Source organism: Streptomyces sp. NBC_00670 (assembly GCF_036226765.1).
Classification (GTDB): domain Bacteria; phylum Actinomycetota; class Actinomycetes; order Streptomycetales; family Streptomycetaceae; genus Streptomyces.
On record NZ_CP109017.1, the window covers coordinates 4,627,766 to 4,648,425 of the forward strand.

22 protein-coding genes are annotated in these 20,660 nt (G+C 72.2%); 12 read left to right on the plus strand and 10 right to left on the minus strand.

Annotation, left to right across the window (positions count from 1 at the left end):
• Positions 1-26 precede the first annotated feature (26 nt).
• The gene (locus OIE12_RS20630; RefSeq protein WP_329137426.1) at positions 27-887 is read left to right on the plus strand and encodes a helix-turn-helix domain-containing protein; all 861 of its coding nucleotides are present in this window, start codon (positions 27-29) and stop codon (positions 885-887) included.
• Positions 859-1,155, plus strand: coding sequence for a DUF397 domain-containing protein (locus OIE12_RS20635; protein WP_329137428.1), 297 nt, complete (start codon positions 859-861; stop codon positions 1,153-1,155). Before OIE12_RS20630 ends, OIE12_RS20635 begins: the two co-directional genes overlap by 29 nt.
• A gap of 40 nt (positions 1,156-1,195) precedes the next feature.
• Here OIE12_RS20635 and OIE12_RS20640 read toward each other — a convergent pair whose 3' ends face one another.
• A complete protein-coding gene (locus OIE12_RS20640) occupies positions 1,196-1,858 on the minus strand; it encodes a hypothetical protein (protein WP_329137430.1) in 663 nt (220 codons plus the stop codon).
• Between the two features lie 89 nt (positions 1,859-1,947).
• A complete protein-coding gene (locus tag OIE12_RS20645; protein WP_329137432.1) occupies positions 1,948-2,367 on the minus strand; it encodes a hypothetical protein in 420 nt (139 codons plus the stop codon).
• Between the two features lie 298 nt (positions 2,368-2,665).
• Between OIE12_RS20645 and OIE12_RS20650 the strand changes: the two genes are divergently transcribed.
• On the plus strand, positions 2,666-3,028 hold the full coding sequence (locus tag OIE12_RS20650) for a DUF6247 family protein (protein WP_329142100.1): 363 nt from the start codon (positions 2,666-2,668) through the stop codon (positions 3,026-3,028).
• Between the two features lie 194 nt (positions 3,029-3,222).
• Here OIE12_RS20650 and OIE12_RS20655 read toward each other — a convergent pair whose 3' ends face one another.
• Positions 3,223-4,263, minus strand: coding sequence for an NAD(P)-dependent alcohol dehydrogenase (locus OIE12_RS20655; RefSeq protein ID WP_329137434.1), 1,041 nt, complete (start codon positions 4,261-4,263; stop codon positions 3,223-3,225).
• Between the two features lie 159 nt (positions 4,264-4,422).
• Here OIE12_RS20655 and OIE12_RS20660 point away from each other — a divergent pair, with 159 nt between their 5' ends.
• The 3 genes from OIE12_RS20660 to msrA all read left to right on the plus strand — a co-directional run bounded on the left by OIE12_RS20660 (position 4,423) and on the right by msrA (position 7,226).
• Positions 4,423-5,292: a helix-turn-helix domain-containing protein gene (locus tag OIE12_RS20660; protein ID WP_329137436.1), complete on the plus strand. Its 870-nt coding sequence runs from the start codon at positions 4,423-4,425 to the stop codon at positions 5,290-5,292.
• 166 nt (positions 5,293-5,458) lie between these two features.
• Complete coding sequence (locus OIE12_RS20665) at positions 5,459-6,547, plus strand: SCO7460 family lipoprotein (RefSeq protein WP_329137437.1); 1,089 nt, start codon at positions 5,459-5,461, stop codon at positions 6,545-6,547.
• Between the two features lie 166 nt (positions 6,548-6,713).
• On the plus strand, positions 6,714-7,226 hold the full coding sequence (gene msrA / locus OIE12_RS20670; RefSeq protein WP_329137440.1) for a peptide-methionine (S)-S-oxide reductase MsrA: 513 nt from the start codon (positions 6,714-6,716) through the stop codon (positions 7,224-7,226).
• A 96-nt stretch (positions 7,227-7,322) separates the two neighbouring features.
• Here the strand turns inward: msrA and OIE12_RS20675 are convergent, their stop codons facing one another.
• Positions 7,323-8,441, minus strand: coding sequence for a hypothetical protein (locus tag OIE12_RS20675; RefSeq protein WP_329137442.1), 1,119 nt, complete (start codon positions 8,439-8,441; stop codon positions 7,323-7,325).
• A gap of 118 nt (positions 8,442-8,559) precedes the next feature.
• Between OIE12_RS20675 and OIE12_RS20680 the strand changes: the two genes are divergently transcribed.
• Complete coding sequence (locus OIE12_RS20680) at positions 8,560-9,714, plus strand: cystathionine gamma-synthase (protein ID WP_329137444.1); 1,155 nt, start codon at positions 8,560-8,562, stop codon at positions 9,712-9,714.
• A gap of 79 nt (positions 9,715-9,793) precedes the next feature.
• On the opposite strand, the gene OIE12_RS20685 is transcribed toward OIE12_RS20680, so the two are convergent.
• From OIE12_RS20685 to OIE12_RS20695, 3 genes are all read right to left on the minus strand, one after another.
• Positions 9,794-10,042 carry a hypothetical protein gene (locus tag OIE12_RS20685; protein ID WP_329137446.1) on the minus strand — a complete coding sequence of 83 codons (249 nt, stop codon included), beginning with the start codon at positions 10,040-10,042 and terminating at the stop codon, positions 9,794-9,796.
• On the minus strand, positions 10,039-10,536 hold the full coding sequence (locus OIE12_RS20690; RefSeq protein ID WP_329137447.1) for a sigma factor-like helix-turn-helix DNA-binding protein: 498 nt from the start codon (positions 10,534-10,536) through the stop codon (positions 10,039-10,041). The genes OIE12_RS20685 and OIE12_RS20690 overlap by 4 nt, the downstream gene beginning before the upstream one ends.
• Positions 10,537-10,708: 172 nt before the next feature.
• Complete coding sequence (locus tag OIE12_RS20695; protein ID WP_329142102.1) at positions 10,709-11,212, minus strand: MarR family winged helix-turn-helix transcriptional regulator; 504 nt, start codon at positions 11,210-11,212, stop codon at positions 10,709-10,711.
• 161 nt (positions 11,213-11,373) lie between these two features.
• On the opposite strand from OIE12_RS20695, the gene ilvA reads away from it, so the two are divergent.
• From ilvA to OIE12_RS20710, 3 genes are all read left to right on the plus strand, one after another.
• Complete coding sequence (gene ilvA, locus OIE12_RS20700; protein WP_329137449.1) at positions 11,374-12,603, plus strand: threonine ammonia-lyase; 1,230 nt, start codon at positions 11,374-11,376, stop codon at positions 12,601-12,603.
• A 278-nt stretch (positions 12,604-12,881) separates the two neighbouring features.
• On the plus strand, positions 12,882-13,916 hold the full coding sequence (locus OIE12_RS20705) for an ATP-binding cassette domain-containing protein (RefSeq protein WP_329137451.1): 1,035 nt from the start codon (positions 12,882-12,884) through the stop codon (positions 13,914-13,916).
• A complete protein-coding gene (locus OIE12_RS20710; protein ID WP_329137453.1) occupies positions 13,913-14,773 on the plus strand; it encodes an ABC transporter permease in 861 nt (286 codons plus the stop codon). Before OIE12_RS20705 ends, OIE12_RS20710 begins: the two co-directional genes overlap by 4 nt.
• 105 nt (positions 14,774-14,878) lie before the next feature.
• Here OIE12_RS20710 and greA read toward each other — a convergent pair whose 3' ends face one another.
• Entirely contained in the window at positions 14,879-15,379 is a 501-nt protein-coding gene (gene greA, locus OIE12_RS20715) for a transcription elongation factor GreA (RefSeq protein WP_030378885.1), read from the minus strand.
• A 205-nt stretch (positions 15,380-15,584) separates the two neighbouring features.
• Positions 15,585-15,986: a DUF4307 domain-containing protein gene (locus OIE12_RS20720; RefSeq protein ID WP_329137456.1), complete on the minus strand. Its 402-nt coding sequence runs from the start codon at positions 15,984-15,986 to the stop codon at positions 15,585-15,587.
• Between the two features lie 198 nt (positions 15,987-16,184).
• Between OIE12_RS20720 and mca the strand changes: the two genes are divergently transcribed.
• Both mca and OIE12_RS20730 read left to right on the plus strand, forming a co-directional pair.
• Positions 16,185-17,057 carry a mycothiol conjugate amidase Mca gene (gene mca / locus OIE12_RS20725; RefSeq protein WP_329137458.1) on the plus strand — a complete coding sequence of 291 codons (873 nt, stop codon included), beginning with the start codon at positions 16,185-16,187 and terminating at the stop codon, positions 17,055-17,057.
• A 43-nt stretch (positions 17,058-17,100) separates the two neighbouring features.
• Positions 17,101-17,334 carry a hypothetical protein gene (locus tag OIE12_RS20730; protein WP_329137460.1) on the plus strand — a complete coding sequence of 78 codons (234 nt, stop codon included), beginning with the start codon at positions 17,101-17,103 and terminating at the stop codon, positions 17,332-17,334.
• A 108-nt stretch (positions 17,335-17,442) separates the two neighbouring features.
• On the opposite strand, the gene OIE12_RS20735 is transcribed toward OIE12_RS20730, so the two are convergent.
• Positions 17,443-20,646, minus strand: coding sequence for a tetratricopeptide repeat protein (locus OIE12_RS20735; protein WP_329137462.1), 3,204 nt, complete (start codon positions 20,644-20,646; stop codon positions 17,443-17,445).
• Positions 20,647-20,660: the final 14 nt, after the last annotated feature.

The following is a 20,660-nucleotide window of genomic DNA, read 5'->3' on the forward strand; positions in this document are numbered from 1 at the left end:
ACGTGCGGAACAGATGGTGGTGAACCATGCCCCGAAGCAAGGACATCGACGGCTCGATGGGCGTCCCGACGTTCTACGGCAAGGAGTTGAGGTGGAAGCGGGAGTCCGCGGGGCTCTCACTGGAACAGACGGTGGCGGGCAGCTTCTACGGCAAGTCCCACCTCAGCGACATCGAACGCGGCGAACGCCGCATGCCGCTGGATCTGGCCCGCCACGTCGACCAACTCCTCGCGACGGACGGCTTCTTCGAGCGCCGGTGCGAGGATGTGCGGAGGGCGCGGCGGAGCGGGCACGCCGAATATTTCATCGACGTGGTGGAGATGGAACGGCGCGCTCAGGAGATCGAGGAGTGGGATCCGATGCTCATTCCCGGGCCGCTGCAACTTGAGCCGTACATTCGAGCCGTCACCTTGGCTGCTCATCCCATGGAGTCGGAGAAGTACGTAACTGCGAAAGTCGAGTCCAGGCGGGAGCGGGCGTGGCTCTTCGAGAGCGAAGAAGCTCCCGAGAGCTGGCTCGTGCTGCACGAGTCGGTTCTCAGACAGCCGATCATCCCACCGGACGCCATGGCGGAGCAGCTCGCTCACATCGTCGAGGTGATGCACAGGCGCCGGGCGGTTCCGCAGATCCTCCCGCGGAAAGCGGGTGCCCACCCCTTCCTCATGGGCATGGCGCGGTTCATGACCTTCGCTGATGCACCCCCAGTCATGTACACGGAGGGTATGTACAGCGGTCAACTGATCGATGATCCGGGACTCGTGAAGCAGTACGCGAGGGCGTACGGTCGCCTCAGGGCTGCGGCACTACCTCCCGAAGAGTCCCTGAAGCTCATCGAGCAAACAGCGGAGGATTACCGAAATGGCAAGCAACCGGATCGACCTGAGTGAAGTGCGTTGGACCAGGAGCAGTCACAGCAACGGCAGTGGCGGGAACTGCGTCGAGATCGCGAGCGACTTCCCCGGCGCCGCCCTCTGGCGTAAGTCCAGTTACAGCAATGGCGACGGAGGCCATTGCGTCGAGGTCGCCGACAACATCCCCGGCCTCGTTCCCGTACGCGATTCCAAGGTCCAGGACGACGGCCCCGTCCTCCTCCTCACCGCCCACGCGTGGGCCCCGTTCGTCGCGTCGCTGAAGACGGCGGAACCGGGCGTCTGAGCCGCACAGTGAACAGGTGCGCGCAGGCGCCGTCCCCCGGCTACGACTCGACGCCCCCGCGCAGCCCCCACTCGTCCAGACCCGAGTAGACGAAGGCCGTGCGGCCCTTCGGCCACGCGAGACACTCGGCCTCACCCCTGTAGACCGCCACCAGCGAGTCGGCCCCGCGCCACCAGGTGTCCGCGAGCCCGCGCACCTCCGGGACCGGCTCGTACGCGTCGAGCGAGAGGTGGTCGACGTCGGCGCCGACGACCTTGGTGATCTGCTTGGCCCAGCTGGACGCGTGGTGGGCGAGGGCGAGCGACTCCACCCAGCCCTCAACGGTCGCGTGCAGCGGAGCCCACCGCTCCGCATGAATGCCGAACTCGCCGTGCGGCCCGACGCGGAACGAGTAGGGAACGGCGGTCCGCTGCTTACCCGCCCCGAACCACCACCCCTCGGACGCGGCACCCTCGGGCGAGCCGGCGCCGAAGTACTTGGGTCCTCCGTCGTACTGCGGAGCGGGCGGCAGCAGCAGCCCGCCCCACCGCTGCTGGAAGCCGGCCATCCGGTCGACCACCGCGGCCGGAACGCCCCGGTCGACCCACCGCTGCCGCTTCTCGGCAATGGGCCGGACGTCGACCTTGATGCCGTGCGCACGGACGAAGTCCCGAGCCCTGCGCGTCAGCCCGTCGGGCGCGTCGTTGACGAGGTTGAGGTTCACCGGGAGACGGTAGCGAGCACGACGTCGCGTCCACGAGCCGCGTAGGCAGACGTCGACAGCGCCGCCGGGCCACGGAGGGCTCCGCCCGGTCAGTCGAAGGCCACGACCAGGCGGACACCGCCGTCACCGAAGCGGCCGGCCAGGGCCTTCATCACGGCGAAGACGTGCGGCCAGTGAGTTCCAGGGCCCAGGGGGCCGGTCGTGGGATTGATGGACGCGAGTTCCGTCCAGCTGATCCAGCTCGCGCCGTGCATCTGGCCAGCCGCGACCCAGGGCTCCAGCTGTGCGTGCATCCCGCTCGACAGATCGACGGGAAGCCCGCGGTCCGGTGCGAGCGGCTGAAAGCCCGCGTAGTTGCGTACCCCGAAGAGACAGCCGAAGGCCGCGTAGTCGGTCTCGTCGTAGAGCGGCCAGAGATCCATGGCTGTCACCCACGGTTCGCCGTCGTAGTAGTCGGTGCCGGCGTGAGGGTGACGGAACTCGATGCCGCCGTGGATGTCCGTGCCCATGGTGCCGCACCCTAACGACCCCGGCGTCGGGCAGGCACGCGCGTTGTGGGGCTGCTCAGTGAGGAGTGCGCGGGACGGCGGAGCCGGGGTCGAAGCCGGCGAAGGTCAGGCCGATGACAAAGCCCGCTGTCTCTTCCAGTTGACGGGCGCGGATCCGCACGGTCGGTCGTCCGCCGCCTCGCGCAGGGGCCGGCAAGCAGGCGCCGAAACGCTTCTGCCTCACTCCTTCGAGCGGTGAACCGGCACTCGTCCCGTCAGGCTGGTGCGCGGGATCAGAATCGCGCCCATGGGAGCAGCCATGACCACCTCCGCCGCCGGGCAACCGCTCACCCCCCAGCCGCCCTCCACCGTTGCCGCCCTGCGACAGGCCGTCAGCCAGATCGCGCCCGCGGCGCTGCCCGCTTTCACCCGTGAGCTGGACCAGGCGGCCGACCAGTCCCGTCAGGGATCCGACCTGGCGCCACTCCAGCGGTTCATCGCGCAATGGGCCGTTTACGTCCACATCCAGCGCCAGCCGGACGTGGCGGCTGATTTCCGCCGCTGGGAGGACGACGCCAAGACGGGGGACGCCGCCCAGGTACGCCGGTCCGCCTCGGAGATCGGCCGCATCCTGGACGAGGCCCACGAGGCCCACGAGGCCCTCGGCCTTCCGGCCAGGTGAGCGCGGGCCGGCGCTGGGAGTACGACCCGGACCACGCCCATGTGGCGGGCGGTATCCCCGCGCACGTGGTGGCCGAAGTGGAACGTCTCGCCCCGTTCGATGCGTTGTAGCGCTCGTCTGCCACCTTCCTCTGCACGCGTGCGGCCCGCGGACTGTCGTCCGTGGGCCGCACGCGTGTGGGGGTTCAGGTCCCGTCAGATCGTCGACGCGTCGATGACGAACCGGTAGCGGACGTCGCTCGCGAGGACGCGCTCGTACGCCTCGTTGATCTCCGACGCGGCGATGAGTTCGATCTCCGCGCCCAGGCCGTGCTCCGCGCAGAAGTCCAGCATCTCCTGGGTCTCGCGGATGCCGCCGATGCTGGAGCCGGCCAGGGTCTTGCGGCCGCCGATGACCGAGAAGAGGTTGAGGGAGACCGGCTCCTCGGGGGCGCCGACGTTGACCAGGGCGCCGTCCGTGCGGAGCAGGGAGAGGTACGCGCCGAAGTCGAGCGGGGCCGACACCGTCGAGACGATGAGGTCGAAGGTGCCGCGCAGCTCCTCGAAGGTCTTCGGGTCGCTGGTGGCGCGGTAGTGGTCGGCGCCCAGCTTCAGGCCGTCGTCCTTCTTGCGCAGGGACTGCGACAGCACGGTCACCTCCGCGCCCATCGCGTGCGCGAGCTTGACCGCCATGTGGCCGAGCCCGCCCATGCCGAGGACGGCGACCTTCTTGCCGGGGCCGGCGTTCCAGTGCCGCAGCGGGGAGTACGTGGTGATGCCGGCGCACAGCAGCGGCGCGGCGACGTCCAGGGAGAGGGCGTCGGGGATGCGGACGACGAAGTTCTCGTCGACGACGACCTTCTGCGAGTAGCCGCCGTAGGTGACCTCCCCGTCCTTGCCGACGCCGTTGTACGTCATCACGTTGCCGCCCGTGCAGTACTGCTCCAGGCCGGCCTTGCAGTTGTCGCACTCGCGGCAGGAGTCGACCATGCAGCCGACGCCCACGCGGTCGCCGACCGCGTACTTCGTGACGCCGGGGCCGACCTCGGAGACGACGCCCGCGATCTCGTGGCCGGGGACCATCGGGAAGATCGCCTCGCCCCAGCCCTCCCTGACCTGGTGGATGTCGGAGTGGCAGATGCCGGCGAAATGGATGTCGATGAGGACGTCGTGCTCGCGGACCGCGCGTCGCTCGATCGTGGTGCGCTCGAGCGGTGCCTTGGCGGCGGGCGCGGCGTATGCGGCGACAGTGGTCATGATCTCGGGTTCTCCGCAGTCTCGTGACGTGGTGCTGGTGATGCCTCCACGGTGCCTCGCGTGCGGATGTTCGCCCAGGCCACGGCTTTGCGTACGTCCGCTGTGCCTACTACTGGCGGGGTCAGGTTCAGGGGCGTACGACCGTGAATACTGGAGGGTATGGATGGACAGCTGGACCGGCGTGCCGAACTGAGCGAGTTCCTGCGGACCCGGCGGGCCCGGCTCAAGCCGGAGGAGGTGGGGCTGCCCTCGTTCGGCCGGCACCGCCGGGTACCGGGGCTGCGGCGGGAGGAGCTGGCGCAGCTCGCGGGGATGTCCGTGGCGTACTACACCCGGCTCGAACAGGGGAACGGGCGAAACGTTTCCGCGGAGGTTCTGGACGCCATCGCCTGCGCGCTGCGGCTCTCGGACGCCGAGCACGCGCATCTGCTGGACCTCGCGAAGCCCAAGCGGCAGAAGAAGAAGGCCGTCGCGCGCCCCCAGCAGGTGCGGGTGGGGCTGCTGCAACTGCTGGAATCCGTCGACACCGTGCCCGCGTACGTGTCCGGGCGGCGCTCGGACATCCTCGCCTGGAACCGCCTGGCCTCCGCCCTGTTCGGCGACTGGGGGCAGCTGCCGCCGGCCGAGCGGAACTGGGCGCGGCTGGTCTTCCTCAACCCCGGCTACCGCGATCTGTTCGTCGACTGGGACCGGAAGGCGTCGGACATGGTCAGCTTCCTGCGCATGGACGCGGGCCGGCACCCGGACGACCCCCGGCTGTCGGCGCTGGTCGGCGAGCTGTCCGTGAAGAGTGAGGAGTTTCGCCGGCTGTGGGCGACGCACGACGTCAAGGAGAAGAGCCACGGCGCCAAGCGGATACGGCACCCGCTCGTCGGTGAGCTGACCCTGTCCTTCGAGACGTTCCGCCTGGTCGACGACGCGGACCAGAGCTTCGTGACGTACCACGCGGAGCCGGGTTCCCCGTCGGCCGAGGCCCTGCGGCTGCTGGCCAGCTGGGGGGCGGACGCGGTGACGTCGCTGCCTGCGTGACCGGGGCCGGGTCCGGGGCCGGGGCCTGGGGTGGGACTCCGCGCCCGGCCCCGGTTCGTACCCACGAGCGGATGAGTCACGGCTGAGTGTCCGTACTCATCCGCGCGGCCGTGTCCGGCTCCTACCGTCGACGACGAAGGCAGCGGACGTGACGGGCGGGGGAGACGTGAGGCGACGACGGAGTGGTGCGCGGGGGCCGGACCCGCGGTGGCTGCGGCGCGCCGGCGGTGGGCTCGCGGCCGTGCTGTGCGGGATGCTCGTGGCCGGCTGCGGCTCGCTCGGCACCGGGGACGACCGGCGGCGGGCCGAGGAACTCGCCGAGGACCTGTTCCCCGGCACACTGAAGGTCATCGACGCCCGGAACCTGTTCCCCGAGGCCGAGGGCTCGGAGATCACCTTCGCGTTCACCGACGACCCGGACGCGGCGGCCAGGCTCCGCATCGACGCGGACAGGGACCGCTGCGACCGGGGCGCCACCTGTGCGGACGCGCTTCGCGGTGCGGTCGGGCGCGCCCGGGCGGACGCGGACCGGATACGCACCATGCGGAAGGCGTTCGAGGACTGCGGTTTCCCGGTCCTCGCGGTGGACGAACGGCGCGCCACCCCCTGGGTCGAGGCGGAGGTGGGCGCGGAGACCGTCGAGGACGTGCTCGCCTCCGTCCAGGCCTGCGCACGCCACTGGGTGCGTGCCCGCGCGGCACGGAACGACGTCGGCGCCGGCTCGGCCCGGCCCCTCACCTCGGTCTCCGTCAGCCTCGCCGCGCCCGCGACGGCCGCCCGCCTCCCCTCGGCCGAGGCCGATCTGCCCACCGCCCTGCGGCTCGCGCACGGCCCACGCCTCGCGGCGCTGTCGAAGAAGCCGTACTACGAGGCCACGTACCGGGTGACCGGGGCGGACGGCGGCGACGTGGACCTCACCTCGCCGAGTCTGCGACGCGTGCTCCCCTTCGAGGAGCGGCAGGCCTTCGGCCGGGAGGCGTCCGCGTCGGCCCTGCCGGTACTGCGCCGGACGTATCCGCGGGCGGTGCCGGTCGAGGCGGTGGGCCTGGGCGTGTGGCGGCTGGAACCGGGGCGGATCGACCGGTCGCGGGGCTACGTACTGTTCTGCGAGCGGCCCCCGGCGGACGGACGAACCTGCCTCGGGGACCACGCCGCGGTCGTACTGGCCGACGCGCGGGGCCACGCCGTCTCGGTGCTCCGGGTCCTCGACGACATCCGCGACGACGGGGGAGTCCTGCGCCTGCCGCCCCTGTAGCCCTCCCCGGGCCGGGCGCGGAATGGCGCGGAGCCGTCGGCGGTTGAGGAGGGTGGGCCCGGACGCCGGCGGTGTACGAGCCGGGCGGGCCCGGGCGGCCGGGTCGAGGTTCATCGATCCTCGGCCGAGGACACTTCGATGACTTTCACGGACTGGAGGAGCCGCGATGGCTGCGCAGACGCAGAGGGCCGTGCTGGCGGGCGGATGTTTCTGGGGGATGGAGGAGCTGATCCGCCGGCAGCCGGGCGTGACCTCGACCCGGGTCGGCTACACCGGGGGCGACGTGCCGAACGCGACGTACCGCAACCACGGCACGCACGCGGAGGCCATCGAGATCCTCTTCGACCCGGAGCGGACGGACTACCGCGCGATCCTGGAGTTCTTCTTCCAGATCCACGACCCGAGCACCAGGAACCGCCAGGGCAACGACATCGGCATGAGCTACCGCTCGGCGATCTACTACGTGGACGACGAACAGAAGCGGATCGCCGAGGACACGATCGCGGACGTGGACGCGTCCGGGCTGTGGCCGGGCCCGGTCGTCACCGAGGTGGAGCCGGTCGGCCCCTTCTGGGAGGCCGAACCCGAACACCAGGACTACCTCCAGCGCTACCCGAACGGCTACACCTGCCACTTCCCCCGCCCGGGCTGGCGCCTGCCGGCGCGCACGAAGGGCTGACGGGGCCGGGCGGCGACCCGGGCGTCGCCGCCCACCCATCGGGCGACCCGGGCCGCAGGGCCCGCCGCCCGTGACGGCCGGCGGTTTCGTCGGCGGCTAGCGCGGGACCGTCATCGGGTTGCCGCCGTTCGCCTCGAAGCCGCCGACCGCCAGGGCGCGGCAGACCGCGTAGCCGGCGGCCGGGTCGTCGGAGAGGGTCCAGGGGAGGGCGCCCACGTGGCCGTCCACGTGGACGAGCTGGCTCATCGCCTCCGCCCAGCGCTCCCCGGCGACCAGGAAGTACACCAGCATGTGCCGCACGTGCGGCAGCATCGGGTCGTCCGGGCGGGCCGAGTGCACCGCGTACAGCGCGCCGTGCACCGCCTTGGTGACCACCTCGCCCTCGTACAGGCCCCGCACCAGGTTGACCTCGGGCAGGTGCTCGAACACCGCGAACAGCGGCAGCGCCGACAGCAGCGAACCCTGCGGGGCGCGCGCGGCCGCCGCCTCCGCGAAGGCGGATGCCAGCTGCCGCGAGCCGTGCCACTTCTCGCACCAGTAGCGCAGGGCCACCATGTGCGCCCCCATGTGCGCGGGCGCGCGGTCCAGGATCTTCAGCCACAGCTGCTCGAACTCCGCCTGCGGATACCCCAGTCCGCGTGCCACGGAGAGCTCGACGATGTGCGGCACCGGGTCACCGGGGGCCAGCAGCGCCGCCTCGCCGCACGCCGCCCTGGCCTCCTCCATGATGATCCGGAACTCGTCCGTCCCCGGCGTCGCCGTCCGCCATGCCTGCTGCACCAGGAACTCGGCGTGCACCGCGGCCCCGCCCGCGTCCTTCGGCTGCTCCGCGCGCCACACCCGCAGCCACTGGCCGCCCGGTATCTCGCCGACCCCGCCCGGCCGCCGGCTCAGCTCGAGCGACGCCGCACCGGCGAAGGCCTGCACGCGCTGCCAGCGCAGCTCGCCCTCCTTCTCCGTGCCCGCGAGCAGCTGCAGGGCGGCGCGGTAGTCCTGCGTGCGCTGGACGACCTCCAGGACGTCCAGCAGGTCCTGGTCGGGGCCCGGCAGCCGGATGTCGAGCTCCTCCTCCGGCACGAAGCCGTAGTTCGCCGGGTCGGCGGCGTCCGGATGGCCGGGCGGGACCAGCTCGAGACGCCCACTCCTGCGCCGCAGGAAGGGCAGCGCGACCATGCTGAGCATGGCCACCGCCATCAGGACCCAGAGAATCTCCATGCCTCAAGAGTTCCAGACGGGTCTGACAATTGGCCAACCCGTCCGCCCGCCTGTTCGACGAACCACGCGGTACGGGCGGGACGGCGTGCGCGCCGTCGGCGCACTACCCTCGGAACCCATGAGCGACAGGCACATCAGTCAGCACTTCGAGACACTCGCGATCCACGCGGGCAACACCGCGGATCCCCTCACCGGCGCGGTCGTCCCGCCGATCTACCAGGTCTCGACCTACAAGCAGGACGGCGTCGGCGGGCTGCGCGGCGGCTACGAGTACAGCCGCAGCGCCAACCCGACCCGTACCGCCCTGGAGGAGAACCTCGCCGCCCTGGAGGGCGGCCGCCGCGGACTGGCGTTCGCGTCCGGACTGGCGGCCGAGGACTGCCTGTTGCGCACGCTGCTCCAGCCCGGCGACCACGTCGTCATCCCCAACGACGCCTACGGCGGCACGTTCCGCCTGTTCGCCAAGGTCGTCTCCCGCTGGGGCGTGCAGTGGTCCGTCGCCGACACCAGCGACCCGGCGGCCGTCCGCGCCGCCGTCACCGAGAAGACCAAGGTGATCTGGGTGGAGACCCCCTCCAACCCGCTCCTCGGCATCACCGACGTCGCCGCCGTCGCCCAGGTCGCGCGGGACGCCGGCGCCCGGCTCGTCGTCGACAACACGTTCGCCACGCCGTACCTCCAGCAGCCGCTGGCATTGGGCGCGGACGTCGTCGTGCACTCCCTGACGAAGTACATGGGCGGCCACTCCGACGTCGTCGGCGGCGCGCTGATCACGGACGACGAGGCGCTCGGCGAGGAACTCGCCTACCACCAGAACGCGATGGGCGCGGTCGCCGGGCCGTTCGACTCCTGGCTGGTGCTGCGCGGCACCAAGACGCTGTCCGTGCGCATGGACCGGCACAGCGAGAACGCCGGCCGCGTCGCCGAGATGCTCACCCGGCACGCGCGCGTGAGCCACGTGCTGTACCCGGGGCTGCCCGACCACCCCGGTCACGAGGTCGCCGCCAAGCAGATGCGGGCGTTCGGCGGCATGGTCTCCTTCCGCGTCGAGGGCGGCGAGGAGGCGGCGGTCGAGGTCTGCAACCGCGCCAAGGTGTTCACGCTCGGCGAGTCCCTCGGGGGCGTGGAGTCCCTGATCGAGCACCCGGGGCGGATGACGCACGCGTCGGCGGCCGGTTCGGCGCTGGAGGTCCCGGCCGACCTCGTACGCCTGTCCGTCGGCATCGAGAACGTCGACGACCTCCTTCAGGACCTGCGGCAGGCCCTCGGCTGAGCCACGCGCGCCTGATGAGCCACGCGCGTCTGATGAGCCACGCGCGCGTGAAGAATCGCGCGCCTGACGATCCCGCCGCTCACCACCCGGTGAGCGGCGGAGTCGTCTCCGAGGGCGGCTCCACCCACGGGTGCACGGTCGCCGCCCACACCGTGAAGGCGACCGCCGCCGCGCACAACAGGAGCCACAGCAGCCGCAGCAGGGCCCTGCGGCGGCGCAGCATCCGGCCGCCGCGCCGCACCGCCTGCGCGTACAGGTCGGGCGGTACCACCGGTGTCGCCCGCTCCAGCAGCCGCCGTACGGCCGCCTCCCGCTCGGGCACGTTCACGGCGTCGCCACCTCCCGCACCGCCGGGGCCGGGCCGCGCGGCGGGTGCAGCAGCGTGGTGATCGCCCGCGCGCAGATCGTCCGTACGCGCTCGACGGGCAGCCCGAGCAGCGCGGCGGTCTGTTCCTCGGCGATGCCCTCGTAGAGCCGCAGGACGACGACCAGCCGCTCCTGCGGGCTGAGCCGGGCCAGCGTCCCGGCCGCCTCCGGGCGGTGCCGGCCGAGCGCGCCGTACGTGTGCCACGCCGTGCGCGTGAAGCGGATCGCGAGCTGCTGCCGGGCGCGGTCGTAGGGGTCCTCGCCGCGCAGCCGGTCCCAGGCGGCGTACGTGTACGCCAGGGCGTGCGTGAGCAGTCGTCGGGCACGCGGATTGGCGTCGGGGGTCTCGGCGGTGAGCAGGGTGGCGGTGTGCAGCAGCCGGCCGGCCGCGCCCGCGACGAACACCTCGAACTCCCGGGCCCGGCGGGCACCGTGCGACGCCTCCCGTCCGCGCACCGCGCCTCCCGCCCGACCGCCCCAGAGCGCTCCCGGATGACGGGCCCGGCCGCGCGTGCGACCGGCTCCCGTCCTCATATGAGGCCAGAGGGCCCCTCGCGGTCAAGAGTGCGTCGGGCACCGGCACGCACGGCCGGGCCCGCTGGGGCCCACGAACGGCGGGGCCGCCTCCTCAGGACGCCGGCGGCTGTTCCGCCGCCCCGCCCTGCGAGGCCTGCCGCGCCGACAGCGCGCCGTTGAAACGGGTGAGGAGGGCGGTGAACGTGTCCCGCTCCTCGGGGGCCCAGTCGCGCGTCAGTTCGGCCATCAACTGGCGCCGCGACGCGCGGACCTCGCCGAGCCTGGCCTGCCCGCGCGGGGACAGCTGGAGCACCACCGCCCGGCCGTCCTCCGGGTGCGAGGTCCGTTTGACCAGCCCGGTGTCCACCAGCGGGGCCACCTGACGGGTGACGGTGGAGGAATCGATCCCCATGCTCGCGGCAAGCGCCTTGACGCCCATGGGGCCCTCGCTGTCGAGCCGGTTGAGCAGCAGATACGCGGCCCGGTCCATGGAGTTGCGCACCTGCCCCACCCCGCCGAGCCGGGTCTGTTCGGCACGGCGCGCGAACACCGCGACCTCGTGCTGCAGCGTGTCCAGGAGACCGGTGTCACCGACGGTCGTCATGTCCATCGACATTTCTGGTGTGGGCATGGCGGGGGCTCACTTCGTACAGGGGGCGGCTGTGTTGGTCGACAAGGGTACGCGGCCGGGGCGCGAGCCGTACCGGCGCTGCGCCATCCGGTCTCGGCCCGTGGTCGCGCCCGGTGCGGCGGGCCCCGGACTGCGAGACTTGGGGCATGAGGTACAGCACGGCCCGAGCCCTGCCCACGGTGACCCTGGACGACGTGCGCGGCGCGCAGAAGATGCTCTTGGGCGTCGCGCGCGTGACCGCGCTGGAGGGCAGCCGGCACCTGTCCCGGCTGGTCGGCGCGCCGGTGCGACTGAAGTGCGAGAACCTCCAGCGCACGGGTTCCTTCAAGCTGCGCGGCGCCTATGTGCGCATCGCCGGGCTGCTGCCCGAGGAGCGGGCCGCCGGGGTCGTCGCGGCGAGCGCCGGGAACCACGCGCAGGGGGTGGCGCTGGCCTCCTCGCTGCTCGGCGTGCACTCGACGGTGTTCATGCCGAAGGGCGCCCCACTGCCGAAGATCAGCGCGACCCGGGAGTACGGCGCCGAGGTCCGCCTGGAGGGCCAGGTGGTCGACGAGACGCTGGCCGCCGCCCAGGAGTACGCCGAACGTACCGGCGCGGTGCTCATCCACCCCTTCGACCACCCCGACGTCTGCGCCGGTCAGGGCACGCTCGGCCTGGAGATCCTGGAGCAGTGCCCCGAGGTGCGGACGATCGTCGTCGGGGTCGGCGGGGGCGGCCTCGCGGCCGGGATCGCGGTCGCGGTGAAGGCGCTGCGGCCGGACGTACGGGTGGTGGGCGTGCAGGCGGAGGGCGCGGCCGCGTACCCGGTGTCGCTGGCGGCGGGGCATCCGACGTCGGTGGCCAATCCGGTGACGATGGCCGACGGAATCAAGGTGGGGCGGCCCGGCGAGGTGCCGTTCCGGATCATCGAGGACCTGGTCGACGAGGTCCGCACGGTCTCCGAGGACGACCTGGCCAAGGCGCTGCTGCTCTGTCTGGAGCGGGCGAAGCTGGTCGTGGAGCCGGCCGGGGCCAGCCCGGTCGCGGCGCTGCTCGCGGACCCGGGCTCCTTCGAGGGGCCGGTGGTGGCCGTGCTGTCGGGCGGGAACGTCGACCCGCTGCTGATGCAGCGCGTGCTGCGGCACGGCATGGTCGCGGGCGGCCGGTATCTGCAGGTGCGGGTCCGGCTGACCGACCGGCCGGGCGCGCTGGCCACGCTTTTGGGGGTGTTGTCAGTGGCGGATGCCAATGTTCTCGATGTGAGCCATGTGCGGACCGACCCCCGGCTCGGGCTCACGGAGGCGGAGGTGGAGCTGCACCTTGAGACCAAGGGACCCGAGCACTGCGCGGAGGTGCAGTCCGCGCTGCGCGAGGCGGGGTACACGGTCGTGGGCTGACCGCGGCCGCGCCCGCCGTCGGCGGGCGCGGGACGGCATCCGCGCAGGTGGAAAGCGTGCCGAAACGGAATGCGAGATACCCGTTGTGAGACGCGATACATCGCGTTACTGTGTGTGTCGTGGAGGTGACCACCGCCCCGCTCCGCCCCCACCCTCGCCCTCGCGCGAAAACCATTACCGCTCACTGTCGGCGTCCGGCAAAGTGAGCGCAAAGCGCCCTCAATGGCCGAGCAATACGGCAATGCCCAGTGAAATCCCCAACGACGTGGAGAACTCATATGCCAGGCGCCATCTATGCCGAGGGGCTGGTCAAGACCTTCGGTGACGTAAGAGCTCTGGACGGCGTCGACCTCGATGTCCCGGAAGGCACCGTCCTGGGGCTGCTCGGGCCGAACGGCGCGGGCAAGACCACCGCGGTCCGCTGCCTCACGACCCTGCTGCGCCCCGACAGCGGCAAGGCGGTCGTCGCGGGCATCGACGTGGTCAGGAACCCCGACGCGGTCCGCCGCTCGGTCGGCCTGTCCGGTCAGTTCGCCGCGGTCGACGAGTATCTGACCGGCCGGGAGAACCTCCAGATGGTCGGCCAGCTCTACCAGATGAAGGCCAAGGCGGCCAAGGCGCGGGCCGGGGAGCTGCTGGAGCAGTTCCATCTCGCCGAGGCCGGCGACCGCCCCGCGAAGACGTACTCGGGCGGCATGCGCCGCCGGCTCGACCTCGCCGCCGCGCTGGTCGTCTCGCCGCCCGTGATGTTCATGGACGAGCCCACCACGGGGCTCGACCCCCGCAACCGCCAGCAGCTCTGGGAGGTCATCAAACAGCTCGTCTCCGGCGGGACGACGCTGCTGCTGACCACCCAGTACCTGGAGGAGGCCGACCACCTCGCCCACGACATCGCGGTCGTCGACCACGGCCGGGTCATCGCCCGCGGCACCTCCGACCAGCTCAAGGCCCGCACCGGCGGCGAACGCGTCGAGGTCGTCGTGCACGAACGCGACCACCTGACCACCGCCTCCGAGGTGCTGCACGGCTTCGGCAAGGGCGAGGTCACCACCGACGAGCACATCCGCAGACTCACCGTCCCGGTCACCGGCGGCGCCAAGCTGCTCGCCGAGGTCATCCGCGAGCTGGACGCCCGCGGCATCGAGATCGACGACATCGGACTGCGCCGGCCCACCCTGGACGACGTCTTCCTCTCCCTGACCGGCCACACGGCCGAGGAGGAGGCGGGCGAGGAGGCCGGCGACGCCGGCGGCCAGGGCGGAACCGACGGCGCCCGTTCCCGCAGCACCCGCAGGAAGGAAGCCACCAAGTGAGCGCCGCCACCGAGACCGCGGGGACCGGAGCACCCCTGAGAACCGGCAGCGCGATCGGCCAGTCCGTCCGGGACTCGCTGGTCGTCGCCCGGAGAAACCTGATCCGCATGGCCCGGATCCCCGAGATGCTGATCTTCGGGCTGATCCAGCCGATCATGTTCGTGGTGCTGTTCACCTATGTGTTCGGCGGCTCGATCCAGGTCGGCTCGTCCACCTCCACGCAGGCCTACCGCGAGTTCCTGATGGCGGGGATCTTCGCCCAGACGGTGACGTTCGCGACCGCGGGCGCCGGTGCGGGCATCGCCGACGACATGCACAAGGGCCTCATCGACCGCTTCCGCTCGCTGCCCATGGCGCGCGGTGCGGTGCTGACCGGCCGCACCCTCGCCGATCTGGTGCAGTCGGCGCTCACGCTGATAGTGCTCGCGATCGTCGCCGTCCTCGTCGGCTGGCGCACGCACGAGAACCTCGGCAAGGTGCTCGCCGGGTTCGCCCTGCTGCTCCTGCTGGGCTACGCGTTCTCCTGGATCGGCGCGCTCATCGGCCTGTCCGTGCGCACCCCCGAGGCGGCCACCTCCGGCGGGCTCATCTGGCTCTTCCCGCTGACGTTCATCTCGAACGCCTTCGTGGACGCCAACCAGATGCCGACCTTCCTGCGGCACATCGCGGAGTGGAACCCGTTCAGCGCCAATGTGCAGGCCTGCCGTGAACTGTTCGGCAACCTGCCGCCGGGCTTCCAGGCGTCCGACGCCTGGCCGATGCAGCACCCGGTGTGGGCGTCGCTGATCTGGTCCGTCGTCATCATCGTCGTCTTCCGCACGCTGGCGGTCCGCAAGTACCGCTCGGCGACGGCCTGAGACGCCCGGACACACACAGGACCGCCCCCGGCGCCGCGTGGGCGCCGGGGGCGGATCCGGAGGGGAGATGCGGGCCGGGCCCCGGCAGGGGCCGGCCCAGGGGCCTCAGCCCTGGTACGGCTCGGCCTTGAGGATCTTCACGGAGGCCTTCTTGCCGTTCGGCAGTTCGTACTCCGCGTCCTCGCCGACCTTGTGGCCGATCACACCGGAGCCCAGCGGGGACTGGGGGGAGTAGGTCTCGATGTCGGCACTGGCGTACTCGCGGGAGGCGAGCAGGAAGGACAGGGTGTCGTCCTCGTCGCCGTCGAAGGCGATGGTCACGACCATGCCGGGGCCGACGGCGCCGTCCGCGGAGGCCTGGGCCTCGCCGACCTGGGCGTGCTCCAGGAGCTGGGTCAGCTGGCGCACCCGGAGCTCCTGCTTGCCCTGCTCCTCCTTGGCCGCGTGGTACCCGCCGTTCTCCCGCAGGTCCCCCTCCTCACGCGCGGCCGCGATCTTCGCGGCGATCTCGGTGCGCGCAGGACCAGTAAGGTACTCAAGCTCGTCCTTGAGCTTGTTGTACGCCTCCTGGGTCAGCCAGGTGACGTTCTCGCTGGTCTCGGTCACGGGTGCTCCTCGTCGGTACTGGGAATACAAAGCATCGCCCTCCCCAGAAGAATGTTCCCTCTCTGGTGGGCGAAACCACGAGCCTAACAATTCCCCGGCCGATGGGGGAGGACATAAGGCGCGAGAATGTCGTCGCGCCAGGTCAGCGCCCGTGAGGCGGGAGTGGGGCGGCCGCTTCGGGGCCGCGGAGGCATACCGGGAGCGGTCAGCCGGCGTGGCAGCCGAGGAGCTCCGCGGTGGATCCCTTGGCCGTCGTCCGGAGCGTGACGACGCGGTCGATCCGGGTCTCGTTCCCGTCGAAGCGGAAGTCGGCGCGGCCGACCTCCGTGCCGTCGGCGGACTGGGAGCGCAGCGTGCAGTAGCCGTTCGCGTCCGCGTCCTTGCGCACCTCCAGATGCGCCTGCACCTTCTCGTCCGAGACGGCCTGGAAGGTGATCACCTGGCCGCTGATCTCGTTCTGCCCGACGTAGTGGTAGCCGAGCCAGCCGACCAGGGCGAGCAGCGCCACACCCAGCACAATGCCGATGATCTTGAGCTTGTGGTCGGCGCGTTCGTCCGCGGGGCGGCCGTAACGGCCCTCGGGGAGTCGCGTGCTCGCCGTACTCATGATCGTCCTCTCGGCCGTGCCGGGGGCCAAGGTCACGGAACACGCTTCCCGCCGGGCCCGGAATTATTCGCCCCCCGATTCGGTCACTATAGAAGCCTTCGCCCGCAAGCCTGCCGCCGCCCCGGGGGGACGGCCTCCCGGGACGAGAGAACGGACTGCGCTCGCGCACACCGGGCGCCGACTTACGAGGATTGAGTCTTGACTGACCAGCTGCGACTGATGGCCGTGCACGCCCACCCCGACGACGAGTCGAGCAAGGGTGCGGCGACCATGGCGAAGTACGTGTCCGAGGGGGTGGACGTGCTGGTCGTGACCTGCACGGGCGGCGAGCGCGGCTCCATCCTCAACCCCAAGCTCCAGGGGGACGCGTACATCGAGGAGCACATCCACGAGGTGCGCAAGAAGGAGATGGACGAGGCCCGCGGGATCCTCGGCATCAAGCAGGAGTGGCTCGGCTTCGTCGACTCCGGCCTGCCCGAGGGCGACCCGCTGCCCCCGCTGCCCGAGGGCTGCTTCGCTTTGGAGGACGTCGACAAGGCGGCCGGCGAGCTGGTGCGGCAGATCCGGTCGTTCCGCCCGCAGGTCATCACGACGTACGACGAGAACGGGGGCTATCCGCACCCCGACCACATCATGACGCACAAGATCACGATGGTGGCGTTCGAGGGCGCGGCGGACACCGAGAAGTACCCCGAGGCCGAGTACGGCCCGGCGTACCAGCCGGTGAAGCTCTACTACAACCAGGGCTTCAACCGGCAGCGCACCGAGGCGCTGCACAAGGCGATGCTCGACCGGGGCATGGAGTCGCCGTACGGGGACTGGCTGAAGCGGTGGGCGGAGAACGCGCGCCCGGAGCGGACGCTGACCACGCATGTGCCGTGCGCGGACTTCTTCGAGATCCGGGACAAGGCGCTGATCGCGCACGCGACGCAGATCGATCCGGACGGGGGGTGGTTCCGGGTGCCGATGGATCTCCAGAAGGAGGTCTGGCCGACGGAGGAGTACGAGCTGGCGAAGTCGCTCGTGGACACGTCGCTGCCGGAGGACGACCTGTTCGCGGGCGTGCGGTAGCCCTCCGGGACGGGTGCGGGGGCGGTTGGGGGACAATGGGGGCATGAGCGCAAGCGTGAGCCTGGCAGTGACGCATCTCGTGCCCCTCGCGGAGGTGGACGAGAACAAGGTCACCCCCGGTGTCCTCGGCTTCATCGTCTTCGCGGTGATGGCTCTGGCGGTGTGGGGGCTGATGAAGTCCATGAGCAAGCAGATGCGGAAGGTGGACTTCGAGGAGTCCTCTCCTGCGGAGGGCAAGTCCTCGGGGGACGGGGCGTCGTCGCCGGCGAAGGGGTGATGTCGAGGGCCGCGGGGGTGGTTTTCTCGCCCCCGCCGCCCCTTCCCGTCCCAACCCCGGGGGCTCCGCCCCCGGACCCCGGAAAAGATTGCGCAGTTCCCCGCGCCCCTAGTGGGGCGTGGGCACAGGTACGCCCATGACCTCCCGTGCGTGGCGGTCGGGGACCATGCCCAGGGGCCAGGCCTGCCAGGCCGTCTCCAGGCTGACTCCGCGTTCCAGGAGGAGTTGGTACGCGGAGACGTAGTCGTCCAGCTTCGGGTCGCGCAGGGGGTGGGCGGCGCGGGCGAGCTGGGAGAGTTCCTCCTGGGCCACCGCCGTGCCGACCTCCAGCCCGCCCGGCGCGGCGTACGGCAGCAGCGTGCAGCGCAGGAAGCGGGCCCAGTCCTCGCCCCGCCGGTCCCCGTACGACGTGAACAGGCCGAGCGCCTCGTCGCACAGCCCGAGCGCGGCCTGGGGCCGTGCGTTGCCCGCGTCGACCACCGCAAGCTCCAGGCACGTCCACGCCTCGCCGTGCGCCACCCCGATGCGCTGGAAGTCGGCCCGGGCGTCGACGAGGAGCTGCCGGGCAAAACCGGAGTTGCGCAGCGAACCGGTCTGCGCGGCCCGCTGGTCGCGGGTGACCCGCGCCGAGTGGTGCCGCGCGCACGCCAGCCCGTACACGTCCCGCATCCGGGAGAACATCGTGCGCGAGCGCTCCAGCTCGCGCACCGCCCGGTCCAGGTCGCCGGTCTCCTCCAGCGCCTGGCCCAGGTAGTACACGGTCCACGCCTCGCCCCGCGCGTCCTCGTTCTCCCGGTGCCGTACGGCCGCCCGGCGCAGCGCGTCCACCGCCTGCGCGGCCTCGCCGCCGACCAGCAGTGTCCGCGCGAGCTGGGTCAGCGCCCAGGCCTCGCCGCGGCCGTCGCGCGTGCGGCCGTACAGGTCGAGGGCGGCCCGCAGCTCCGCCTCGGCGCGGTGCGCGTCGCCCATCCGCAGGGCGAGCTGGCCGAGCTGGTAGTGGGTCCAGGCCTCGCCGTGCACGGAGTCGTTGCGCCGGTGCAGCGTGAGCGCCTCGTCGAGGAGTTCCAGCGCCTCGGCCAGCCGGGATCGGTCGCGTTCCACCGCCGCCAGCGCGTGCATCGTCCAGGCCCGGTCCGCCGCCAGTTCCGGCGCCGCCTGGAGGTCCATCGCCTCCCGCAGCTTCGCCGCCGCCTGCGCGAGCTGCCCCTGGTGGTGCAGCGTGATGCCGAGCGAGCACAGCGCCCGCGCCGCGCCGGCGTCGTGGTGGGCCTCCAGATAGAGGTCCACGACCGATGTCAGGGTGGTCCGGGCCCGGTCCAGTTCGCCGAGCTGACGTGCGGCGATGCCGGTGCGCCACTGCACGGACCGCACCAGCAGCCCCTGGTCCACCGACTGCGCCAGCTCGCTGATCTCGCCCAGCCGGTAGAGGTCGCCGCGCAGCAGGCAGTAGTCGCACAGCGCGCCGAGCAGGTTCAGCACCGCCGCCTGGTCGACGCCCTCGGCGTGCCGCAGGGCGGCGGTGATGAAGCTCGACTCGTCGTCCAGCCAGTGCAGGGCCGCGTCCAGCGAGACGAAGCCGTGCGAGCCGAAGCGGTCGGAGCGGGTCGACATGTTGCCGTCGACCAGCCGCAGCACCGAGTCGGCCAGCTCCGCGTAGTTGGCGATCAGCCGCTCCTGCGCCGCCGTCCGCTCGGCGGGTTCCTCCTCGTCGGCCAGCCGGGCCGCGGCGAACGCCCGTACGAGGTCGTGCAGCCGGTAGCGGTCGCCGCGGACGTGGTCGAGCAGACCGGCCCGGGCCAGCGCGGTGAGGTGCCGGGCCGCCTCCTGCTCGTCCGTCGCCAGCAGGGACGCGGCCGCCGCGGCGCCCAGCGAGGCCCGGCCCGCGAGCGCCAGCCGGCGCAGCAGCCGGCGGGCGCCGTCGGGCTGGTCGGTGTAGCGCAGCCACAGCGCCCGCTCCACCGGCTCGACCGGCCCGTACGCGCCCAGGTCCGCGGCGAGCCGCTGCGGGGTGCGCGGCCCCAGCGAGGAGCCGGCCAGCCGCAGCGCCAGCGGCAGCCCGCCGCACAGCTCCCGGATCCGCTCCGCCGACTCGGCGTCGTACGGGCCGGAGGTCTCCTGCGCGGACGTCTTCAGCAGTTCCTCCGCACCGGCCGCGTCCAGCGGTCGTACGGGCAGCTCGTGCACCCACGCGGACAGGTCCGGCGGCAGCGCCAGCGGTTCCCGGGCGGTGACGAGGATGAGGCTCTCGGAGTGCTCCGGGACCAGCGCGCGGACCTGCGCCACGTCATGCGCGTCGTCCAGGACGATCGTCACCGGCAGGCCCGTCAGATGGCGGTCGTACAGCTCGCCCAGCCGCTTGACCTGCTGGTCCGGCGCCGAGCGCTCCCGGAACAGCAACTGCTCGCGGGGCGCGCCGAGCCGGTTGAGCATGTGCAGCAGCGCCTCCCGGGTGGACAGCGGCGGCTCCTCGGGGCTGTCGCCGCGCAGGTCGACGACGCACGCGCCGCGGAACTGGTCGCGCAGGTCGTGCGCGGCGCGCAGCGCCAGCGAGGTGCGGCCCGCGCCGGGGTCGCCGTGCAGGACGACCACGGTGGGCCGGGTCTCGGTGCTCGCGCGGGCCGCGTGCACCCACTGCGCGATCCGCGCGAGCTCCGTGCGCCGGCCCGCGAACCGGTCGACGGGCTCGGGCAGCTGTCCGAACGACTGGGCGAGCACGTTGCGGCTGCGGGCGGCGGCGCTCTTGTCGCTGCCGCGCAGCCGGGGCGCGGTCCTGGTGGCCGGCCCGGTGGAGGCGGCGAGCACGCGCTGCTGGTCGAGGAAGGGGCGGATGCCGCGCACCTCCAGCGCGGTGAGCCACTGGAGCCGGAGCTGTTCCGGGCCGCCGGGCTGGCCGAGGGCGCCCGCCTGGTGGTGGGCGGCGGGCACGTGGGCGGCGCCCACCTTCACGACGGTGGCGGCGGCCCCGACGACCCCGACGGCGACGCCCGCGCCGAACGCGGTGCCGGTGCCCGTGCCGAGGGCGACGTCGGAGACGACGGCGGCCAGCGCGGCGACGCCCGCGACCATCAGAGCGGTGCCGGCGCCCGCCTTGGCGTACCGCTGGGCGAACGTCTGCCGGCCGGCCTCCGCGTCGTCCAGGGCGCGGGTGTAGGCCTCGTACTCCTCGGCGGCCGACCCCGCCATCGCGTCCAGCGCGGTGCGGGCGCGGGACAGCAGGACACCGCCGTCCGTGCGGCCGCCGGAGCGGCGCACCTCCTCCTCCACGGCCCGGGCCAACAACCGCTCCGCATCCGCGCGATGCGCCTCCCGCATGCCACGCTCCCCCT

Bases quoted from the DNA above. Each gene is read 5' to 3' on its own strand.
- OIE12_RS20720 (WP_329137456.1), bottom strand. From the start codon at position 15,986: ATGAGTACGGCGAGCACGCGACTCCCCGAGGGCCGTTACGGCCGCCCC.
- OIE12_RS20680 (WP_329137444.1), top strand. From the start codon at position 8,560: ATGAGCGACAGGCACATCAGTCAGCACTTCGAGACACTCGCGATCCAC.
- OIE12_RS20655 (WP_329137434.1), bottom strand. From the start codon at position 4,263: ATGACCACTGTCGCCGCATACGCCGCGCCCGCCGCCAAGGCACCGCTC.
- OIE12_RS20650 (WP_329142100.1), top strand. From the start codon at position 2,666: ATGACCACCTCCGCCGCCGGGCAACCGCTCACCCCCCAGCCGCCCTCC.
- OIE12_RS20695 (WP_329142102.1), bottom strand. From the start codon at position 11,212: ATGTCGATGGACATGACGACCGTCGGTGACACCGGTCTCCTGGACACG.
- OIE12_RS20735 (WP_329137462.1), bottom strand. From the start codon at position 20,646: ATGCGGGAGGCGCATCGCGCGGATGCGGAGCGGTTGTTGGCCCGGGCC.
- ilvA (WP_329137449.1), top strand. From the start codon at position 11,374: ATGAGGTACAGCACGGCCCGAGCCCTGCCCACGGTGACCCTGGACGAC.
- OIE12_RS20705 (WP_329137451.1), top strand. From the start codon at position 12,882: ATGCCAGGCGCCATCTATGCCGAGGGGCTGGTCAAGACCTTCGGTGAC.
- OIE12_RS20630 (WP_329137426.1), top strand. From the start codon at position 27: ATGCCCCGAAGCAAGGACATCGACGGCTCGATGGGCGTCCCGACGTTC.
- msrA (WP_329137440.1), top strand. From the start codon at position 6,714: ATGGCTGCGCAGACGCAGAGGGCCGTGCTGGCGGGCGGATGTTTCTGG.
- OIE12_RS20675 (WP_329137442.1), bottom strand. From the start codon at position 8,441: ATGGAGATTCTCTGGGTCCTGATGGCGGTGGCCATGCTCAGCATGGTC.
- OIE12_RS20645 (WP_329137432.1), bottom strand. From the start codon at position 2,367: ATGGGCACGGACATCCACGGCGGCATCGAGTTCCGTCACCCTCACGCC.
- OIE12_RS20660 (WP_329137436.1), top strand. From the start codon at position 4,423: ATGGATGGACAGCTGGACCGGCGTGCCGAACTGAGCGAGTTCCTGCGG.
- OIE12_RS20635 (WP_329137428.1), top strand. From the start codon at position 859: ATGGCAAGCAACCGGATCGACCTGAGTGAAGTGCGTTGGACCAGGAGC.
- OIE12_RS20730 (WP_329137460.1), top strand. From the start codon at position 17,101: ATGAGCGCAAGCGTGAGCCTGGCAGTGACGCATCTCGTGCCCCTCGCG.